Below are 18,224 nucleotides of genomic sequence, written 5' to 3'. Positions count from 1 at the left end.
CTCCGTGCGCGGCGCTCAGCCAATCGCGTGCAGCAAGACATCATCGTCAGGACAATGTCGGCGCAGTGGCGATCGCATGATCGATGACCTTGAGCGCCGCCTCACGCTCGGCACCGTCGACCACCAGGCGCGGCGCGCGCACGCGCTCGCTGCCGATGCCCACTTTTTCCTGCACCAGTTTGATCAACTGCACGAACTTGGGCACGGTATCCAGGCGCAGCAGTGGCAGGAACCAGTCGTAGAGTTCCTTGGCCGCCGGATACCCGCCATCGCGCGCGAGTTCGAACAGGCGCACCGATTCCTTCGGGTACGCATTGACCAGGCCGGCGATCCAGCCCTTGGCGCCCATGCTCAGGCCTTCGACGATGGCATCGTCCATGCCGACCAGCAGCGCCAGACGTTCGCCCAGCAACTCCTGCAACGCGGCGAAGCGGCGCACATCGCCCGAGGATTCCTTCACTGCCTGCAGATTGGGGAATTCGGCCGCCAGCTCGGCGATCTGCGCCGGGCCGAAATCGGTCTTGTAGGCCACCGGGTTGTTGTACAGGATCACCGGCAGATCGGTCGCGGCGATCACCGCGCGCACATGTGCGCCCATCTCGCGCCAATCGGTGGAATACACGTATGGCGGCAACACCATCAACCCGCCGCAACCGAGTTCCTTGGCCGCTTTTGCCAGCGCCACCGCTTCACCGGTCGCCAGGCTGGCGATGCCCGGCACCACCGGCACGCGGCCGTTCAACGCGGTGATCAGCGTCTTGAGCACGGCCAGCTTATCGTCCACGCTCAGGGTGGCGGCTTCGCCCAGCGAGCCCAGCGGTACGATCGCGGTGCAATCGGCGTCCACCAACTGATTGGCGTGCTTGGCCAGGAAGTCGTGATCGATCTCACCGGAGGCGGTGAACGGGGTGGTGATGGCCGGCAACACGCCGTGCCAGAACGCAGCAATGCTCATGGATGATTCCCTTGCGAGTCGGAAGTGAACGGGTCGGCCAGCGCCGCGAGGCGGACCGGGAACAACGGCGGCCGGCGGCCGGCGTCGGTGGAAAGCTCGGGCGGGCAGCGCCCCAGTTCGGCCAGCGCAGTACCGCAAATGCGGCCCTGGCAAGCGCCCATGCCGCAGCGCGAAGCGAGCTTGGCATCGCGTGCATCGTTGAAGTTGTCCAACGCAGCCAGCGGCACGTCTTCGCAGCGGCACACCAGCGTGTCGGGCTGCGCCAGCGTGCGGATGCGTGGATTCAGTGCGAACTGCTGCTGCAATAACTGCGCGAACGCACGCGCAGCACGCCGCTGCGGCTGCAAGCGCAGCGCGGCGTCCGGCGCATCGGCAGCCATATGCCCGGCCATCGCGCCTTCGATCAGCGCGCAATCGCGCCCGCCGATGCCGCAGGCTTCGCCCGCAGCAAAGACCTGGGTGACACTGGTGCGTAGCAACGCATCCACGCGTACTTGCTGATGCGCGCCGCAGGCTTCTAGCTGACACCCCAGCAGTTGCGCGAGTTCGGTATTGGGCACCAGGCCATAGCCAACGGCCAGTTGATCGCAAGCGATACGCGTACGACCGGCAGGCCCTTCGATTTCGATTTCGCGCAGTTGCGTGTCGCCGTGTGCGGATACGACAAAGCTGCCGGCGCGATACGCCACCGCGCGCAACTGCAAGCGCAACGACACCGCCTGCGCCGCCTTGCCCGGCCAGCGCCACAACTGCAATGCGAACTGCCGCAACGCAGCTGCAGAAGTTTGTTCGTGGATGCCAAGCACCTGTGCGCCATGCCGTTGCAAGGTGGCCGCACTGGCCAGCAGCAACGGGCCGCTGCCAGCGACGACCACGCGCTTGCCAGCCAGCGGCCACCCCTGTTTGGCCAGCGCCTGCGCCGCGCCGGCGCCGGTCACGCCGGGCAAGGTCCAGCCCGGGAATGGCAGCAGCAATTCGCGCGCGCCGGTGGCCAGCACCAGCGCGGCGTAATGCAGTTGCAGCGTGCCGTCCGGGCCATCGGCCAACAGCCAACCCGGCTGCGCCAACAGAATCTGCGTGCGCGTCAGCAGCGTGATCGATGCATCGCCCTGCACCTGTTGCAACAGCGCGCGCGCATCGGCCGGCGCGCCGTGCTGCACATCGCTGCGCCAGACCTGCCCACCGGCACGCGGTTGCATGTCGACAACGCCCACGCGCACGCCGTGACTGGCCGCCGCCTGCGCCGCCGCCAGGCCGGCCGGGCCGGCACCGATCACCAACACATCGAAATGCTGCACGCGCTCAGCCATCGGTGCGTACCTGCATGCCGTCGCGCGCATCCACCAGGCAGGCGCGTTGCTGGCCGATGCCGTCGATACGCACCCTGCATTCGAAACACACGCCCATGCCACACAACGGCGCGCGCGGCTGGCCGCTGCACGATTGCCGAAACTGCAGCGTCGCCAGCGCCACCGCCGCGGCAACGCTGGCGCCAGCCGGCACTTCGACCAGTTGCGCATCCACGTGCAGACGCACTGTCGCGCTCATGCGGCCGCACCGTGCACGGCGCGCGCCGGTGCATAAGGCGCCGGGTCGATCGCAGGCGTGCGCCCGAGCAGGCTGTCCACGATCACCCGTGCGCTCCCCAGCGCCGTGGTGACACCCAGCCCCTCGTGACCGGCGGCCACCCACACATCGCGCCGGCCGGGCACCGCCCCCAGATACGGCCGCCCGTCCGGTGTGGCCGGGCGCAACCCGGTCCATACCCGGATCGCCTGCAACTCGCGCAACACCGGCAGATAGGCGAACGCACGTTGCAGCATCTGCTGCAGCACCGGCATCGACAGCGCGCGATCGTGCTCGCCGAACTGGCGCGAAGAGCCGATCAGGATCTGCCCGGTCGGTCGCGGCTGCACATTGAACGCCACGCTGGTGTCGTCGGCGCCATGCGCCGAATCCGCGTAGCCCAACTCCAGCAACTGATGCCGGATCAAGCCCGGATGCCGATCGGTGATGACCAGATGGCCCTTGCGTGGGCGCAGTGCCAGCTCGGGCAGCAACTGCGGCAAGGCCACACCGCTGGCCACCAGCACCGGGCCGGCCAACAGCTGGCCGTCGTCCAGACGCACCCCATGCGCCTGCAACTGCTCCACCTTGCGGCCAGCAAACAGCTGCGCGCCCGCCTTGCAGGCCAGGCTCACCAGATGCCGCGCCACCCGCGGCGGATACACCACGGCCTCACCGGGCACGCGCATGCCGCCTGCCAGGCCCGGCACCAGTTGCGGTTCCAGCGCGTACAACTGCGTCGCGTCGATGGCTTCGGCATGCAGATCGGCCGCCGCCAAACGCGCGATCTTGGCCGGAACCGCCGCCAGCTCGCGTGCATCGCGCGCCACCCACAGCGTGCCGCAGCGGCTGAATTCGGCCTCGCTCAGTTGCGCAAACCGCTCCCACAGCCGTAACGAGTACGCCGACAACGCCAACTCGGCCGGGTCGTCGTCCATCGCCACCAGGTGCCCCATCGCCGCAGCGGTGGAACCGCCGCCGATCGGCCCCGGCTCGACGATTGCCACGCGCAGGCCTTCGCCAGCCGCCGCCTCGGCGCAGGCCGCGCCGACAATGCCTGCGCCCACCACGATCAGGTCGTAGCTGCGTCGCGTGGACGCAGCTGTGGGCGATGTGTGCGTGTCTGGTCGTGCAGCTGAGTGTGCCGCCGCCGCATCACCGGTCTGCGCGGCCGCGGACACGGCGGCTGACGCAGCAGGCGCTGCGCCGGCACTTCCCTGCGCGCGCGGCGGCTGGTGCATCAGGCCACGATGCCCCAGGCGAACGGGTCGGCCGGGTCGATCGACAACTGCGAGCGCGCGGTGATGTAGGCATGCCCGCTGATGCGCGGCGCAATGCCACGCCCACTCAACCGATAACTGCCTTCGAACGTGCTACCAAGGATGCCTTGCTGCACCCAATGCTCGCCCTCGCCCAGCTTGCCGTCGGCGGCCAGACAGGCCAGTTTGGCGCTGGTGCCAGTGCCGCACGGCGAGCGGTCGTAGGCCAGGCCCGGGCACAGCACGAAATTACGTGCCAGGCCGCTGCCATCGGGCGCAGGGCCATTGACTTCGATATGGTCGATCTCGCCACCGGCGTCACCGGTGATGCCCGCCGCTTCCAAGGCCAGCCGGATCGCTTCGGTATAAGCGGTCAGTTCGCGCTGATGCGCCAGATCCAGCACACACGGCGCCTGCTCGGTGATGAAAAACCAGTTGCCGCCCCAGGCCACATCGCCGCGCACGCAGCCGTGACCGGGCACGACCACCTCCACGCCGGTCGCAAAGCGATAACTCTCGACATTGTCCACCGACACCGTGCCGTCTTCAGCCAGCTCCACGCCGACCGTGCCGACCGGGGTTTCGATGCGGTGCTGGCCCGGCGCGATGCGCCCCAGCGTGGCCAGCGTGCGCACCACTCCGATAGTGCCGTGTCCGCACATACCCAGGTAGCCGACGTTGTTGAAGAAGATCACCCCGGTGCAGGCGCTGGGGTCGCGCGCCGGCAGCAACAAGGCGCCGACCATGGTGTCCGAGCCGCGTGGTTCGCAGGCGATCGCGCTGCGCCACTGATCGAACTCGCTGCGAAAGCGCTCGCGACACTGCGCCAGATCGCCATCGCCCAGATCGGGGAAGCCGGAGAGGACCACGCGGGTAGGTTCGCCGGCCGTATGGGAGTCGATGACGTCGATGGTGTGCATGGCTCATGCTCCCACTGCGGGCTGGCAGGCGACTAGCGTCCAATGCGAGTTGCAAATGCGGAAATCTGCACAATCGACAACCCGGTTCACAGCCCCGCGTTTGCGCTAGGATCATTGCTGGGCCGCGCCTTTCGTGCAGCCGTCAATCGTGACCGCCACCATGACGCCGATGGACCTCAACCTTCCCGCGCTGGAAATGCAGACGCTGTTCGACGCACTGCCGGACGTGGTGTTCTTCATCAAGGATGGGCAGGGCCGCTACACCCACTGCAACCTTACGCTCGTGCGCCGGCTGGGACGCAAGCTGCGCAGCGAAATCATTGGCCGCTCGCCGCTGGAAGTGTTCCCGCTGCCGCTGGGCGGAAGCTACATGATGCAGGACCGCCGCGTGCTGTGCGGCGAGCTCATCGACAATCAGTTGGAGGTGCATCTGTACCCCAATCGCCTGCCCGGCTGGTGCCTGACTTTCAAGCGCCCGCTGTGCGAAGCCGACGAAGTGATCGGCATCGTGGGCATTTCGCGCGATCTGGGCCAGCCCGACAGCCGCCACTCGGCCTACGAACGATTGAGCCAGGTGATGGAGCACATGCAGGCCAACTTCGGCGACAACCTGCGCGTGCAGAGTCTGGCCGACCTGGCCGGCTTGTCGGTGGCGCAGCTGGAGCGGCATTTCCGCCGCGTATTCCAGGTGACGCCGCAGCAACTGCTGACCAAGTTGCGCATCGAATCGGCGATGCGGCTGCTGTACGGCGACGACAGCATCGCCAGCATCGGGCAACGTTGTGGCTTTGCCGACCAGAGCGCGTTCGCACGTCAATTCAAGGCCACGGTCGGCATGACGCCGCGCGATTACCGCGCGCTCAAGGGTCAGTTGTAAGCAAAAAACCGGCGCTGACATACGGCTGGCACAAATGCCGAATTCGGCAGGATTGGGGTTGCCATTGCAATGCGGTTTGCACGGTCCCTGCGGCGACCATGCAGCGCGCCGGGTGCTGCCCCGGATGAGGCGGCGCTGAAGGTCGCGTCAAGGCGAGCCAGGGCCCGGATGGTAGAATTCCGGGTTTCCCCCAACTGCGTTGCCAATGGCCAGCTTCTTTCGCCGCAACAAGCCAACCACGCCCGACAGCGCGCGTACCTCGCGCTACAGCCTGGAAGAACTGGCAGCCGCATTTCCGACCGCACCTTCTGCCGCCCCCCCGGTTTCGCCGGTTGAGGCCATGCCAGCTGCTGCGCCGAGCGGCACGCCAGCAGCGGTGCCGGTTGCTGCGCCGCTTGCCACACCTGCTCCCGCACAGGCTGAGCCGGCGACTCCCACGCCCGCTGCCGCTCCGGCCGAACAGCTTGCACAAGATATCGCCGCGCGTACCGGTCAGGCGCAGAGCATCGCCGCAGTGCCCACCGCGCCTGCCCCGCCGGCAACGCCCGCGCCTTCGGCATTGCAGGCACTGCCTGATCCCAAACCGCCTGTCACGCCTACTGCCCCCACTCCAGTGGTGGTGGCGCCGGTTGTCGCGCAGCCACACACCGCGCCGGTGCTGCCTGCTGCTGCACCCGCGCAGCCTGCAGCGCCGTCGCAGACTGCTACTCCTGCGCTTGCACCTGCCGCACCATCGACGACTGCGGCACCTGCCGCCCCGCCGGCTGCAACACCAGCCGTCGTTGCACCGCCTGCCGCCGCACCGACGTCTGCAGCTCCGGCCGTTGCCGTAACCCCCACCGTCGCCACGCCCGTCGTCACCCCACCGGTCGTCGTCAGCACCCCGCTGCCGGCCACACAGGACAACGACAGCATCCTCGGCCAGCGCGATGCGCTACCCGCAGCCCCGGCCGGCAAGCCGGGCTGGCGCGATCGTCTGCGCAACAGCACTTTCGCGCGCAGCTTCGGCGGTTTGTTCTCGCGCAACCCCAAGCTCGACGACGATCTGCTCGACGAGATCGAGACCGCACTGATCACCGCCGACGTCGGTATCGGCGCGACCACCGCATTGGTCGAAGGCCTGCGCAAGCGCATGAAGTCGCGCGAGTTCGTCGATGCGCAGGCGATGTTCAAGGCGCTGCGCGCCGATCTCATCGCGCTGCTGCAGCCGGTCTCCAAACCATTGGTCATCGATCGCTCGGTCAAGCCGTTCGTGATCCTCACCGTCGGCGTCAACGGCGTCGGCAAGACCACCACCATCGGCAAGCTCGCCAAGCGCTTCAAGGACGAAGGCAACAGCCTGATGCTGGCCGCCGGCGACACCTTCCGCGCCGCTGCGGTGGCGCAATTGCAGGCCTGGGGCGACCGCAACGGCGTGGCCGTGATCGCGCAGGGGCAAAACGCCGATGCCGCCTCGGTGGCGTTCGACGCGCTGCAGGCCGCCAAGGCGCGCGGCACCGAAGTGTTGATCGCCGACACCGCCGGCCGCCTGCACACCCAGACCGGGCTGATGAACGAGCTCGGCAAGATCCGCCGTGTGCTCGGCAAGATCGACGCCGCCGCACCGCACGAAGTGCTGATGGTCATCGACGGCACCACCGGCCAGAACGCCATTTCGCAGCTGCGCCAGTTCCATGCCGCCGTCGGCGTCACCGGCCTGGTGGTCACCAAGCTCGACGGCACCGCCAAGGGCGGCGTGGTGTTCGCACTGGCGCGCGAGTTCGGTATTCCGATCCGCTTTGCCGGCATCGGCGAGCGCCCGGAAGATCTGCGCGTGTTCGACCCGGTCGCCTTCGTCGATGCGTTGCTGCCGGAAGCATTGGGCAGCTGATCGGCAGACGCTTGCATGCGTCTGCCGCCGTTATGAAGTCATCGCCAGCAGAGCCCATGCCAGCCGACCACGCCACGCCCACCGCTGACGCTTTCGTCCACCGCCTGCTGCACTGGTTCGACGGCCACGGTCGTCACGATCTGCCCTGGCAGCATCCGCGCGCACCGTACCGCGTGTGGTTGTCGGAAATCATGCTGCAGCAGACCCAGGTCGCGGTGGTCATTCCGTACTTCCTGAAGTTCGTCGCCAGCTTCCCGACCCTGGCCGACCTGGCTGCGGCCGACAACGACACCGTGATGGCGCATTGGGCCGGGCTGGGCTACTACGCACGCGCACGCAACCTGCATGCGGCCGCCAAGCAATGCGTCGCCTTGCACGACGGCGAGTTGCCACGTGATTTCGATGCGCTGCTCGCGCTGCCCGGCATCGGCCGCAGCACGGCGGGCGCCATCCTCAGCCAGGCCTGGAACGACCGCTTTGCCATCATGGACGGCAACGTCAAACGCGTGATGACGCGCTTCCATGGCATTGCCGGCTACCCCGGCTTGCCGGTGATCGAAAAGCAGCTCTGGCAGTTGGCCACTGCACATGTCGCGCATGTTCCAGCGGGCCGCTTGGCCGATTACACGCAAGCGCAAATGGATTTCGGCGCCACGCTATGCACACGCGCAAAACCGGCCTGCGTACTGTGTCCGTTGCAGGACGATTGCGTGGCGCGCCGAGAGGGCCTGGTGGAAGCATTGCCTACGCCCAAGCCCGGCAAACAACTACCGGAGCGCGAAGCCACCGCGCTGCTGCTGGAAAACGCAGACAAGCAGATCCTGCTGCAACGCCGCCCGCCAACCGGTATCTGGGCTTCGCTGTGGACATTGCCACAGGCCGAGACCGACAGCGGCATGCGCGCATGGTTCGCCAACCATATCCAAGGTGATTACGAGCGCGCCGATGAGATGCCGCTGATCGTGCACACCTTCAGCCACTACCGCCTGCATCTGCAGCCGTTGCGCATCCGCAAGGTCGCGCTGCGTACAGCGGTGCGCGACAATGACGATCTGCGCTGGGTGGCCCGCGCCGATCTCGCAGCGCTGGGCCTGCCGGCGCCGATCCGCAAACTGCTCGACGCTCTGTAAGGCGCACTCACACTCCAAGCGCGCACGTTGAGCGCGCATCCAAGGGAATTTGCATGTCACGCACCGTGTTCTGCCAGTACCAGCAATGCGACACCGACGGCCTGGATTTTGTGCCGTATCCCGGCGAACTCGGCCAGCGTGTGTTCGCACACATCGGCAAGACCGCATGGCAGGCATGGCTGGCGCATCAGACCATTCTGATCAACGAAAACCGGCTCTCTCCACGCGACCCCAAGCACCGCGCGTTTCTCGAAGCCGAATTGCAGAAGTTCCTGTTCGAGCGCAACGCCGACAAGCCGGATGGCTATGTCGCGCCGATGAGCGAAGAGTAAGCGCGTCCATCGGGCACCATTGCGCTCACTACCAGGCGGGCGCGCAGCCTGCCGACTCATGCAACACTGATTTAGAGCGGCTGATAAAACGACTTCACGCTGGTTTATTGCAGAGCGGATGATCTGCGGCTTGGCTGCAGGGTCCTTGCCCGCCCACCCTCGCGGGACACGCCGCAAGTACATCCATGTAGGCTCTTACGCGGCATCCATGCCGCGTAAGGTCCCGCGACGGTGGGCGGGCAAGGACCAGTGGAGATGGTCGGTGTGCGTGGTGCAAGCAATGCATGAGGTAAGAGGCAAGTTGTTTGGATGACGGCGTGTCCTACAGCTCCCAAATGCAATGTGATTAACAGGCAGGCTTTCAACAAAGCAACCGACTCACTTTCTGGTGCGGTGCCCTCACCGATTGCGGGACCGTGTGGCGGCATGGATGCCGCCACCGAGCCTACATGGACGTACTTGCGGCGTGTCCCGCGAGCGGTGAGGGCATCGCGCCCTCGACCGACTCAGCGTTTGAGCTGGGCTGCATCCAACAAGAGGCGGCCAACAAAACCACTACGCTCACCGCCAGGCGACCGCTTGCTACTGTTTTGACCGCTCGCTCCGTTCTATTAGTCGCTCTTGGCTGCGACATTTTTCAACCAGGCATCTGCATTGCCTCGGCAAACACCGCTCAACAGACACCAACAGGCCCGTCCAGCAACAAGCGGATACGCTTGAGCAATTCCTTCTGCGTATACGGCTTGTTGACCACGCCGAACTCCGCGCCATCCACGTCGGTGCGCTGGATGCCGGCATCGGCGTAGCCGGTGGTGAGCAGAATCTTGATCTTAGGCAGCATGCGGCAGGCCTCGCGTGCGAGCACCACACCATTCATGCCGCCCGGCATGATCAGATCGGTGAACAACGCATCCACCTCCGGATGCAGCTCCAGCACTGCGATTGCTTCGCGTCCGCTGGATGCGCACAGGACACGGTAGCCGGCACCTTCCAGAAAGAGCTTGGCAACCACCGCCACGTCCGGCTTGTCTTCCACGATCAGGATGTTCTCGCTACCGCCCTGGTCGATCACGCGCTGTTCGACCGCCTGCATGTCCTCCGCATACTCGCTGGATGCCGGGAAGTACAGCCGTACCGTGGTGCCCTCGCCCACTTCGCTAAGGATGCGCACGGTGCCGCCAGACTGCTTGACGAAGCCGTACACCATCGACAACCCCAGCCCGGTGCCCTGGCCTTCTTCCTTGGTGGTGAAGAACGGCTCCATCACCCGGCTGGCGATGTCCGGCGGCATGCCCGAGCCGGTGTCGCACACCGCGATGCTCACATACCGGCCCGGTGCCAACTGGTGATAGGTCGCCAGCTCGTGGCTGGTGATCTCCACATTCTGCGTCTTTACCGTGACTTCCTTGCGCTCGGCATAGGCCATCGCATCGCGCGCGTTGATCAACACATTCAGCAGCGCCATCTCGGCCTGGGTGGTGTCGATCTGGCAATTCCACAGCCCCTCTTCCAGCGACTGCCGCAGGCTGATGTCGCCGCCCAGCGTACGCTCGGCCATGTTGTTCATGCCCGACACCAGACCGTTGAGATTCACCACGCCGCCGCGCAACTTCTGCTTGCGCGAAAATGCGAGCAGTTGCTGGGTCAATGTGGCCGCCTTGGCCGCAGCAGCGGCCGCCTGCTCGGCACTGAACGCAATGCGTTTGGCATTGCCACCGCCATCTGCGGCCATCATCTGGATCACTTCCAGATGGCCGGACATCACCTGCAGCAGATTATTGAAATCGTGCGCGATACCGCCGGTCAATTGACCCAGCGCTTCCATCTTCTGCGCCTGACGCAAGGCATCCTCGGCATCGCGGCGACGGCTCACATCCAGCTGCGAACCGAAGAAATACACCAGCTCGCCCTTGTCATCGAACACCGGCGAGACGAATAGCGCATTCCAGAACGAAGAACCGTCCTTGCGGTAATTCATCACTTCGGTGGCGAATGCGCGACGGTTGGCGATGGAATCGCGAACCTCGTTGACGTTGGCCGGGTCGGTGTCCGGCCCTTGCAGAAAACGGCAATTGTGGCCAATGACCTCTTCCGACGAATACCCGGTCATTTCCAGAAATGCGCGATTGGCAAACACGATGGGGTTGTCCAGCAAATGCGGGTCGGTCACCGTCATCGGCATCCGCGTGGTTTCCACCGCGGCAAAAAAGATATCCGAGCGTTGCTTCTCGACAGGAGGACCGCGAGATCCGCTGATGTGGGGCGCACATGGCGCTCCGTGACCGGGATCGTTCAAGTGCATCTTCTGCGCAGGGCAATGTTCATGACCGGAGTCTAGTTGGAGGCGGTTAGTTGACTCCTCACATGCGCTGCGTACGTTTTGCCACTAAGGCAGCGTTCGCCCGTGCAGGCTAGTGTGGCGCAACCTTGGAAAACACATTGATCACCACTGCCCCAGCCGCGATCAACCCCATACCCAGCATCGCCGGTGCATCCAGCCGTTGCCCATGGAGTGCCCACGCCACCAGCGAAATCAGCACGATGCCCGCGCCCGACCACAGGGCGTAGGCGATGCCGACCGGGATGACACGCAATGTGAGCCCAAGAAAATAAAACGAAATGCCATAGCCCAGCACCGTCAGCAGCGATGGCCACAAGCGCGTGAAGCCTTCGCTGGATTTGAGCGCCGAGGTCGCGGTGACTTCTGCGCAGATTGCCACCGCTAGGAACACCCAGTTCTTCATCGCTGCCACCTTGTCGTCCGCAATCCGGCGACCATAACCGCCAGCGCCGGCTTGCATGCAAGCGCGCAGCTGTGAGCCATCGCAGACATGGTCGCTTGCTGCAAGCCAGCCAAGCGTGGTGCCACACGCTGCCATGCCTAGACGTCCGCAGACGTGCATCGGCAAGGTTTTGCCGTAGCATGCGCGGGCACCAAGCAGCTCCTGCGCCGCGTCCGGCCGTTCTGGCACCGTTGCGCGCATTCTTTTCCGCGCCAGTGCCTTCGTCTGGCGACCCATGCGATATCGCCATGCCGGGCTACCAGACCCAGATTCACGAGTTGACCTTCGGGCAGCTGACCTACGTCATTCGCGCACTGGCCGACAAGCAGCAGTACGCCGATCCCGATGAAAGCGCAGCTGACGCGGGCATTTCGTCCGCGCAGTGGAGTCTGTTCGGCCAGGTGTGGCCGGCCGGGCAACTGCTGGCCGAAGCGATGGCCACGCGCCCGATCGAGGGCAGACGCATCCTCGAACTCGGTTGCGGCTTGGGGCTGGCGAGTCTGGTGCTGCGCAGGCGCGGCGCCGACGTCGTCGCCAGCGATCACCACCCGCTGGCCGAAGTGTTTCTGGCCTACAACGCTGCGCTCAATTCGCTGGAATCGGTGCCGTACCGGCGCCTGGACTGGGACACCGGCGCGCCGAACATGGGCCAGTTCGACATGATCATCGCCAGCGACGTGCTTTACGAAACCCGCCACGCCACCATGCTGGCAAAACTCATCCCCGCGCTTGCCAAGCCCTCGTGCGAGATCGTCATCAGCGACCCGGGCCGCGGTAATGCCAATGCGCTATCGCGCATGCTCGCAGACATCGGGTTTTCGCTGATTGCCGGCGATCGCCAGGCCTCTGTGCAGGTGGCCAAGGCACCGCGTCTGTTCGTCTATCGGCGCAACATGGACAACTGGAGGCCGACAGGCGGTTGATCGCAGCGCTATGCCATCACGGCGTCGGCGTGTACGCCGACAGCGACGCCGGCTTGCGCGGATCGGCCTTGATCTCGGTGTGCTCGCTCATCCGCATCGCATCGGCGTCAGGCCTGTCATCGGTATTCATTTCCCAGCTCTCCGTCACACGCTTGTGGAAAAAGAACCCACCGCGCGCACGGTCGTAGCGGAAGGTGATGTAGTCGGTCCAATGCTGCCCGCACGACACGCCATTCTGCACGGTGAAATACGCGCCCTTCGCCACCAAGCCTTCTTCGCCATCCAGAAACGGATCGCACTGGCCGCCTTCGTCGGCCTTGAAGATCACCCGCGTATTGCGCCCGGCTTCGACAAAGCCACCGTCCGCGTTCGCCACCAACACCAGCAAGGTACGTGCAGGCGCAGCACGCCCGCTGGAGCGCAGCGCATCCAAGGTGCCTTCAGACGCGACGCGCAGGGCCACCACATAATCCTGCCGGCCGTCTCCAGTCAGATCCGCAGTGGCAACGCCGATCACCGTCTGCCCGGCAGGCAGCAACTTTGACGCATTGGCAGGCAGCGTGGACGCGCCACACGGCACGGCCGCGGCCAGTGCCATTGCCAACCACCAGTGGTGTTTCGTCATTGCCGTTCCTTCGTCCGATCAAGGCTACAAGGATACCCGGCCATGCAGGCTCCTCGACCGGTGATGCGTTGCGGAGTACCACGCGCTGCAGCGCCACAGGCGACTGAGCACCACCTGCGCACAGCCAACAACTCAAACAGCATTGTGGCGGCGCTAGGTCTCGCGAACCCGGTATTCCTTCGGATCCAGAAACTCCGCCAGGCAGGAGCCAACGCGCAGCGCCTGCTCACGCGCATCGCCGCGATACTCGCCCTGCCCGGCGCCCTCGATCGTGGCCACTGGTGACGCGCGGTCACGGTGGTAGACGAACGCGGTCGAGAGCCACAACGTCGCGCCAGGCGCCTGGCTTTCCAACGTCTCCACGCGGAACTCACCGCAATACCCGTGAATCAACGTGCGTCGAAGTGTCTTGTGCGCCATGCCCGCAAGTATCGCCACGCGCAGTTGAAGACGACGTGGAAGCAAAGCGCTCATCACGAGACCGAGCAAGACGCCCGCGCAGATTGACTGCGACGGCAACTTGCAGCGTCATTCGAGCCGATTTGCAAAGACGGCTCGCAACACAGCCTTATCGTCAAAGCACTCATCGACAGACACGACAAAACCGCCCGCCAATCTGTATGCAGGTCTGGCTCAAATGAAACACAAGCAAGAGTCTGAAAACCCGGCGATTGCCGGAAAGCCTTGCGAATGAAGGCTTGGAAATGGTGGCCGAGGACGGAATCGAACCGCCGACACGGGGATTTTCAATCCCCTGCTCTACCAACTGAGCTACTCGGCCACTACCTGCAACGCGATGCCTGCGTTGCGAGGACGCGCATCATAGCGAGCAGGCGCAGTTTGGGCAAGCCTTGCGCGCAACTTTGTTGCGGGCCGGTGCCGGCAGCCGGGTTTCTTGCGCCGGTTCACGCCGCGCGGCGGGTGGCATGGCCTAGCCTGCGCGCGTCCTGAGGAGATTGTCATGCGCCTGCCCCGCCTGCTGCTGTCGTTCGCTTTGCTGCTGCCACTGATCGCTGTTGCCCAACAGCCGATACGCGCGGTGCCGCAGCTGGACATCTCCCGCTACGCCGGGCAGTGGCACGAGATCGCGCACCTGCCGGTGTCGTTCCAGAAGAAGTGCCGCAGCGATATCACCGCCAGCTACACCTTGCGCGACGATGGCTTGATCGGCGTGCGCAACGGCTGCCGCACCGCCGATGGCGCCCTGACCCAGGCTGAGGGTGTGGCGCGGCCGGTCGCCGGGCACCCCGGCCAGTTGCAGGTGCGCTTCGCTCCGGAATGGCTGAGCTGGCTGCCGCTGGTGTGGGCCGACTATTGGGTAATCGCGCTCGACCCGGACTACCAATGGGCGGTGGTCGGCGAGCCGGATCGCAAGTACCTGTGGATCCTGTCGCGCTCGCCACAGATGCAGCGCGCGCAGTTCGAGCAACTCAAGCTTCAGGCCACGCAGATGGGCTACGACCTGTCGCCGCTGATCGTGGCTGCGCCATTGCTGTGAGTGCAGCGCTCTGACCGCACGCCCTCTGCACCGTGCACGCAGCAAGGCAGCAAGGCAGCAACCGTACTGCGTAGTATTCTTGGCGCCGCCTTACCCAGCCAAGGATCCGAGTACATGCGTCGTGCCTATCGCCTTGTGATTGTGTCGCTGACCTGCGCCCTGCTGCTGAGCGCCTGCGGCGGCGCGGTGCGCCGCGTCTCCGAGCCGGCCGCCCGCATCCAGCAGCTGACCGTGCGCCCGGATGGCGCCTGGTCGGTGGACCTGCGGCTGCAGAACTACAGCAGCATCCCGATGCAGTTCGAGCGCGTGGCGCTGGAAATCTCCGCCGGCGACCAGCTGGCCGGCAAGCTCGACCAGGCCGTGGGTATTTCGATCGGCCCGGAGACCGCCGACGTGGTGACTGTCACCCTGCAGCCGACCTCGCTGGGCCGCCTCACCGTCGCCGACGTGCTCGCCAGCGGCCGCTCGCTGCCGTACACGCTCAAGGGCACGGTATGGGCGACCCCGCAGGACAAGAAGCAGCGCGATTTCACCGTCGAGTCGCGCAATACGCTCAGCCCGGCCCCCGGCCTCAACGGCGTGCTGCGCTGACGCGCACGCCTTCCCGCACTCGTTTGAAGGACTCCGCATGAGCAGCTACACCGCCCCGCTGACCGATTTCCGCTTCGCCCTGCACGACGTGCTCGGTGCGCAAGCCCTGTTCGCCCGGCTCGGTTACACCGATGCCAGCACCGACATCATTGACGCCGTGCTCGAAGAAGCCGGTCGCTTCACCTCGCAGGTGCTGGCGCCGCTCAACAGCATCGGCGACGAGATCGGCTGCGCATTCGACAAGAGCACCCACGCGGTGACTACCCCGCCCGGCTTCCGCGCGGCGTACAACCAGTTCGTGGAAGGCGGCTGGAACGGCCTCACCGCCGAGACGCAGTTCGGTGGTCAAGGCATGCCGCATACGCTGGGCGTGCCGTTGAGCGAGATGATCAACGCTGCCAACCTGGCCTGGGGCAACTTCCCGCTGCTCTCGCACGGCGCGATGGAAGCGCTGCGCCAGCACGGCGAAACCTGGCAGCAGGACGTCTTTCTCAAACCGCTGATCGACGGCCGCTGGACCGGCACCATGTGCCTGACCGAGCCGCATTGCGGCACCGACCTGGGCCTGCTCAAGACCCGCGCCGAGCCCAACGCCGACGGCAGCTACGCCATCACCGGCACCAAGATCTTCATCACCGCCGGCGAGCACGACCTCACCGACAACATCGTGCATTTGGTGCTGGCCAAACTGCCCGATGCACCGGCCGGCGCAAAAGGCATCTCACTGTTCGTCACTCCCAAGTTCAAGGTGGACCGCGACGGCACCGTGGGCGAGCGCAACGCGCTGCATTGCGGCTCGATTGAGCACAAGATGGGCATCAAGGGCTCGGTGACCTGCGTGATGAATTTCGAAGGCGCACAGGGGTATCTGGTCGGCCAGCCGCACAAGGGCTTGCAGGCGATGTTTACGATGATGAATACCGCGCGCCTGAGCGTGGGGCTGCAGGGCATCGGCCTGTCCGAGCGCGCGTATCAAAATGCGCTGCGTTACAGCCGCGAGCGCCTGCAATCGCGCGCGCTCAGCGGTGCCAAGTTCCCCGACAAGCCGGCCGACCCGATCATCGTGCACCCGGACGTGCGCCGCATGCTGCTGACCATCAAGTCGCTGACCGAAGGCAGCCGCCTGCTGGCGCTGCACGCGGCCAGCCTGGTCGACATCAGCCACCACGGCGCCACCGAACAGGAACGCGCCGATGCCGAGACGCTGGTGAGCTTCCTCACCCCGATCTCCAAGGCCTGCCAGACCGAGTGGTCGATCGAGAACACCTACCACGCGCTGCAGTGTTTTGGCGGCCATGGCTACATCCGCGAATACGGCATGGAGCAACTGGCCCGCGACGCCCGCATCACCACCATCTACGAAGGCACCACCGGCATCCAGGCGCTGGACCTGATCGGCCGCAAGACCGCCGCCAGCCAGGCTGCGGGCTTGAAGCTGTTCCTGGCCGATGTGGAAACCTTCGCCAATGCGCAGCAAGGCAACGCGGCGCTGGCCGAGTTCATCAAGCCGCTGCGCGACAAAGCCAGCGAGTGGGCGATGCTGACCCGCGACGTGCTCGATCGCGCCGCCCGCAACCCCGACGAACTCGGCGCCGCCAGCTACGACTATCTGTTCTATTCCGGCTACGTGGTGCTGGCCTACTGGTGGGCGCGCAGCGTGGCCGCTGCCGATGCCTCCGCGCACAGCGAGGACTTCAAGCGCGCCAAGCGCGAGACCGCACGCTTCTACTTCGCGCGCGTGCTGCCACGCACGCTGACCCATGCCGCCACCATCCGCAGTGGCGCCGCCCCCTTGATGACGCTGGAAGCGGAGCTGTTCGGCGAAGGCTGATCGCTGCGATACACAAACTGTCAACGATCGGGTATAAGCTGTTTTCCCGATGGAGACAGACACTCACGCACGTGGTGTGATCGTCCCCGGCGGCTTCGATGCCCCGGTCGCGGGCAGCTCTGTCGCTGCGTTTCAGCAACTTCCCGCATTGCGCCTACTCTCGCTCGATGCGCACGGCCGGGTGCTGGACTGGATCAACTGGCAAGACGCCGCCTGTCTGTACGCACGCGGCGCGGTCTCCTGGACGCTGGGCGAACCGTGCATGCAAATCCATGGCGGCATCTCGCGGCTGACCGGCGAGCGCAGCGTGCTGGAATTGCATCCCATCATCGCCGCGCGTGGTCACGCACGCTCGCGCGCACTGGACCCGACCCCCACGCTCAGCAACACCGCGTTGTTCGCACGCGATGCGCAGCTGTGCCTGTATTGCGGCCAGCACTTCAGCCGCCCGCAACTGACCCGCGACCATGTCATGCCGGTGTCCAAGGGCGGTCGCGATACCTGGGAGAACGTGGTCACTGCGTGCTTCCAGTGCAACTCGCGCAAGGCCAACCGCACGCCACAGCAGGCGCATATGCCGCTGCTGGCGGTGCCGTATCGCCCGAGCTGGATCGAACATCTGATCCTCTCCAACCGCAATATCCTCTCCGATCAGATGGCGTTCCTGCGCGCGCAGTTGCCCAAGCGCTCCAAGCTGTCGCTGTAGCGCGTGTCATCCATCCCCGCGCAGATCGCACGGGCTTGCAGGTGTTCGGGCTCAACAAGAGCGACTAAGTGGACCTGGGTCCACGCCTGAGCGATGACGCAGTAATGGGCACACGCAAAGCCGGGCATCCATCCTGCCCGCTGACCAGCACACTGTCGTTCCAGTCACGAACTCCCAGCGTCTGGCATTCGCGCGCCCAGCATGCATCTGCGCGTCCAACCGGGTGCGGCAGATTGCCGCATGCGCAGGCGTACAATGCGCCCGCAAGCAATGGCGGCGAGCGCAGCCATCACTTCCCGCTGACAGCTGAACCGGTTTGCTTGCCGGGCCTTCGCATGGGGAGGACAATATGGCTTCA

At 65.5% G+C, this 18,224-nt stretch carries 18 protein-coding genes and 1 tRNA gene; 9 read left to right on the top strand and 10 right to left on the bottom strand.

The genetic code is table 11. From position 1 onward, the window contains the following. Positions 1-46: 46 nt before the first annotated feature. From AC1PLU_RS08975 to AC1PLU_RS08955, 5 genes are read right to left on the bottom strand one after another with little or no spacing between them, the layout of a single operon-like run. A complete protein-coding gene (locus AC1PLU_RS08975; RefSeq protein WP_481108234.1) occupies positions 47-955 on the bottom strand; it encodes a dihydrodipicolinate synthase family protein in 909 nt (302 codons plus the stop codon). Further along, entirely contained in the window at positions 952-2,265 is a 1,314-nt protein-coding gene (locus AC1PLU_RS08970; protein WP_481108233.1) for an FAD-dependent oxidoreductase, read from the bottom strand. The genes AC1PLU_RS08975 and AC1PLU_RS08970 overlap by 4 nt, the downstream gene beginning before the upstream one ends. Continuing rightward, positions 2,258-2,503: a 2Fe-2S iron-sulfur cluster-binding protein gene (locus AC1PLU_RS08965; protein WP_055825951.1), complete on the bottom strand. Its 246-nt coding sequence runs from the start codon at positions 2,501-2,503 to the stop codon at positions 2,258-2,260. The genes AC1PLU_RS08970 and AC1PLU_RS08965 overlap by 8 nt, the downstream gene beginning before the upstream one ends. Further along, complete coding sequence (locus tag AC1PLU_RS08960; RefSeq protein ID WP_481108232.1) at positions 2,500-3,762, bottom strand: NAD(P)/FAD-dependent oxidoreductase; 1,263 nt, start codon at positions 3,760-3,762, stop codon at positions 2,500-2,502. The genes AC1PLU_RS08965 and AC1PLU_RS08960 overlap by 4 nt, the downstream gene beginning before the upstream one ends. Further along, positions 3,762-4,700, bottom strand: coding sequence for a proline racemase family protein (locus AC1PLU_RS08955; RefSeq protein ID WP_481094619.1), 939 nt, complete (start codon positions 4,698-4,700; stop codon positions 3,762-3,764). Before AC1PLU_RS08955 ends, AC1PLU_RS08960 begins: the two co-directional genes overlap by 1 nt. Positions 4,701-4,860: 160 nt before the next feature. On the opposite strand from AC1PLU_RS08955, the gene AC1PLU_RS08950 reads away from it, so the two are divergent. The 4 genes from AC1PLU_RS08950 (at position 4,861) to AC1PLU_RS08935 (ending at position 8,909) form a co-directional block, all read left to right on the top strand. Next, a complete protein-coding gene (locus AC1PLU_RS08950; protein WP_006451835.1) occupies positions 4,861-5,577 on the top strand; it encodes an AraC family transcriptional regulator in 717 nt (238 codons plus the stop codon). A 205-nt stretch (positions 5,578-5,782) separates the two neighbouring features. Further along, positions 5,783-7,447 carry a signal recognition particle-docking protein FtsY gene (gene ftsY, locus AC1PLU_RS08945; protein ID WP_481108231.1) on the top strand — a complete coding sequence of 555 codons (1,665 nt, stop codon included), beginning with the start codon at positions 5,783-5,785 and terminating at the stop codon, positions 7,445-7,447. 56 nt (positions 7,448-7,503) lie between these two features. Then, a complete protein-coding gene (mutY, locus tag AC1PLU_RS08940; protein WP_481108230.1) occupies positions 7,504-8,577 on the top strand; it encodes an A/G-specific adenine glycosylase in 1,074 nt (357 codons plus the stop codon). 53 nt (positions 8,578-8,630) lie between these two features. Next, complete coding sequence (locus AC1PLU_RS08935; RefSeq protein WP_481108229.1) at positions 8,631-8,909, top strand: oxidative damage protection protein; 279 nt, start codon at positions 8,631-8,633, stop codon at positions 8,907-8,909. A 673-nt stretch (positions 8,910-9,582) separates the two neighbouring features. On the opposite strand, the gene AC1PLU_RS08930 is transcribed toward AC1PLU_RS08935, so the two are convergent. Together AC1PLU_RS08930 and AC1PLU_RS08925 are read right to left on the bottom strand one after the other, a co-directional pair. After that, positions 9,583-11,205, bottom strand: a complete 1,623-nt coding sequence (locus AC1PLU_RS08930) for a hybrid sensor histidine kinase/response regulator (RefSeq protein ID WP_481108228.1) — start codon at positions 11,203-11,205, stop codon at positions 9,583-9,585. Between the two features lie 115 nt (positions 11,206-11,320). Then, the gene (locus tag AC1PLU_RS08925) at positions 11,321-11,653 is read right to left on the bottom strand and encodes an SMR family transporter (RefSeq protein ID WP_043889818.1); all 333 of its coding nucleotides are present in this window, start codon (positions 11,651-11,653) and stop codon (positions 11,321-11,323) included. A gap of 287 nt (positions 11,654-11,940) precedes the next feature. On the opposite strand from AC1PLU_RS08925, the gene AC1PLU_RS08920 reads away from it, so the two are divergent. After that, entirely contained in the window at positions 11,941-12,615 is a 675-nt protein-coding gene (locus AC1PLU_RS08920; RefSeq protein WP_481108227.1) for a class I SAM-dependent methyltransferase, read from the top strand. A gap of 16 nt (positions 12,616-12,631) precedes the next feature. On the opposite strand, the gene AC1PLU_RS08915 is transcribed toward AC1PLU_RS08920, so the two are convergent. From AC1PLU_RS08915 to AC1PLU_RS08905, 3 genes are all read right to left on the bottom strand, one after another. Next, positions 12,632-13,240 (bottom strand): hypothetical protein, encoded by a 609-nt coding sequence (locus AC1PLU_RS08915; protein WP_481108226.1) that lies wholly within the window; start codon positions 13,238-13,240, stop codon positions 12,632-12,634. A gap of 153 nt (positions 13,241-13,393) precedes the next feature. Beyond that, complete coding sequence (locus tag AC1PLU_RS08910; protein WP_481108493.1) at positions 13,394-13,660, bottom strand: hypothetical protein; 267 nt, start codon at positions 13,658-13,660, stop codon at positions 13,394-13,396. Positions 13,661-13,945: 285 nt separating this feature from the next. Beyond that, positions 13,946-14,021, bottom strand: a tRNA-Phe gene (locus tag AC1PLU_RS08905). A 180-nt stretch (positions 14,022-14,201) separates the two neighbouring features. Between AC1PLU_RS08905 and AC1PLU_RS08900 the strand changes: the two genes are divergently transcribed. The 4 genes from AC1PLU_RS08900 to AC1PLU_RS08885 all read left to right on the top strand — a co-directional run bounded on the left by AC1PLU_RS08900 (position 14,202) and on the right by AC1PLU_RS08885 (position 17,866). Further along, positions 14,202-14,738 (top strand): lipocalin family protein, encoded by a 537-nt coding sequence (locus tag AC1PLU_RS08900; protein WP_481108225.1) that lies wholly within the window; start codon positions 14,202-14,204, stop codon positions 14,736-14,738. A gap of 114 nt (positions 14,739-14,852) precedes the next feature. Further along, the gene (locus AC1PLU_RS08895) at positions 14,853-15,329 is read left to right on the top strand and encodes an LEA/WHy family protein (RefSeq protein WP_023904379.1); all 477 of its coding nucleotides are present in this window, start codon (positions 14,853-14,855) and stop codon (positions 15,327-15,329) included. Positions 15,330-15,366: 37 nt separating this feature from the next. Beyond that, positions 15,367-17,160 carry an acyl-CoA dehydrogenase C-terminal domain-containing protein gene (locus AC1PLU_RS08890; protein ID WP_481094592.1) on the top strand — a complete coding sequence of 598 codons (1,794 nt, stop codon included), beginning with the start codon at positions 15,367-15,369 and terminating at the stop codon, positions 17,158-17,160. A 49-nt stretch (positions 17,161-17,209) separates the two neighbouring features. After that, a complete protein-coding gene (locus AC1PLU_RS08885) occupies positions 17,210-17,866 on the top strand; it encodes an HNH endonuclease (protein ID WP_023904381.1) in 657 nt (218 codons plus the stop codon). Positions 17,867-18,224 lie beyond the last annotated feature (358 nt).

Source organism: Xanthomonas sp. NCPPB 2933 (assembly GCF_056725225.1).
This window is presented reverse-complemented; position numbering and strand designations above follow the sequence as displayed.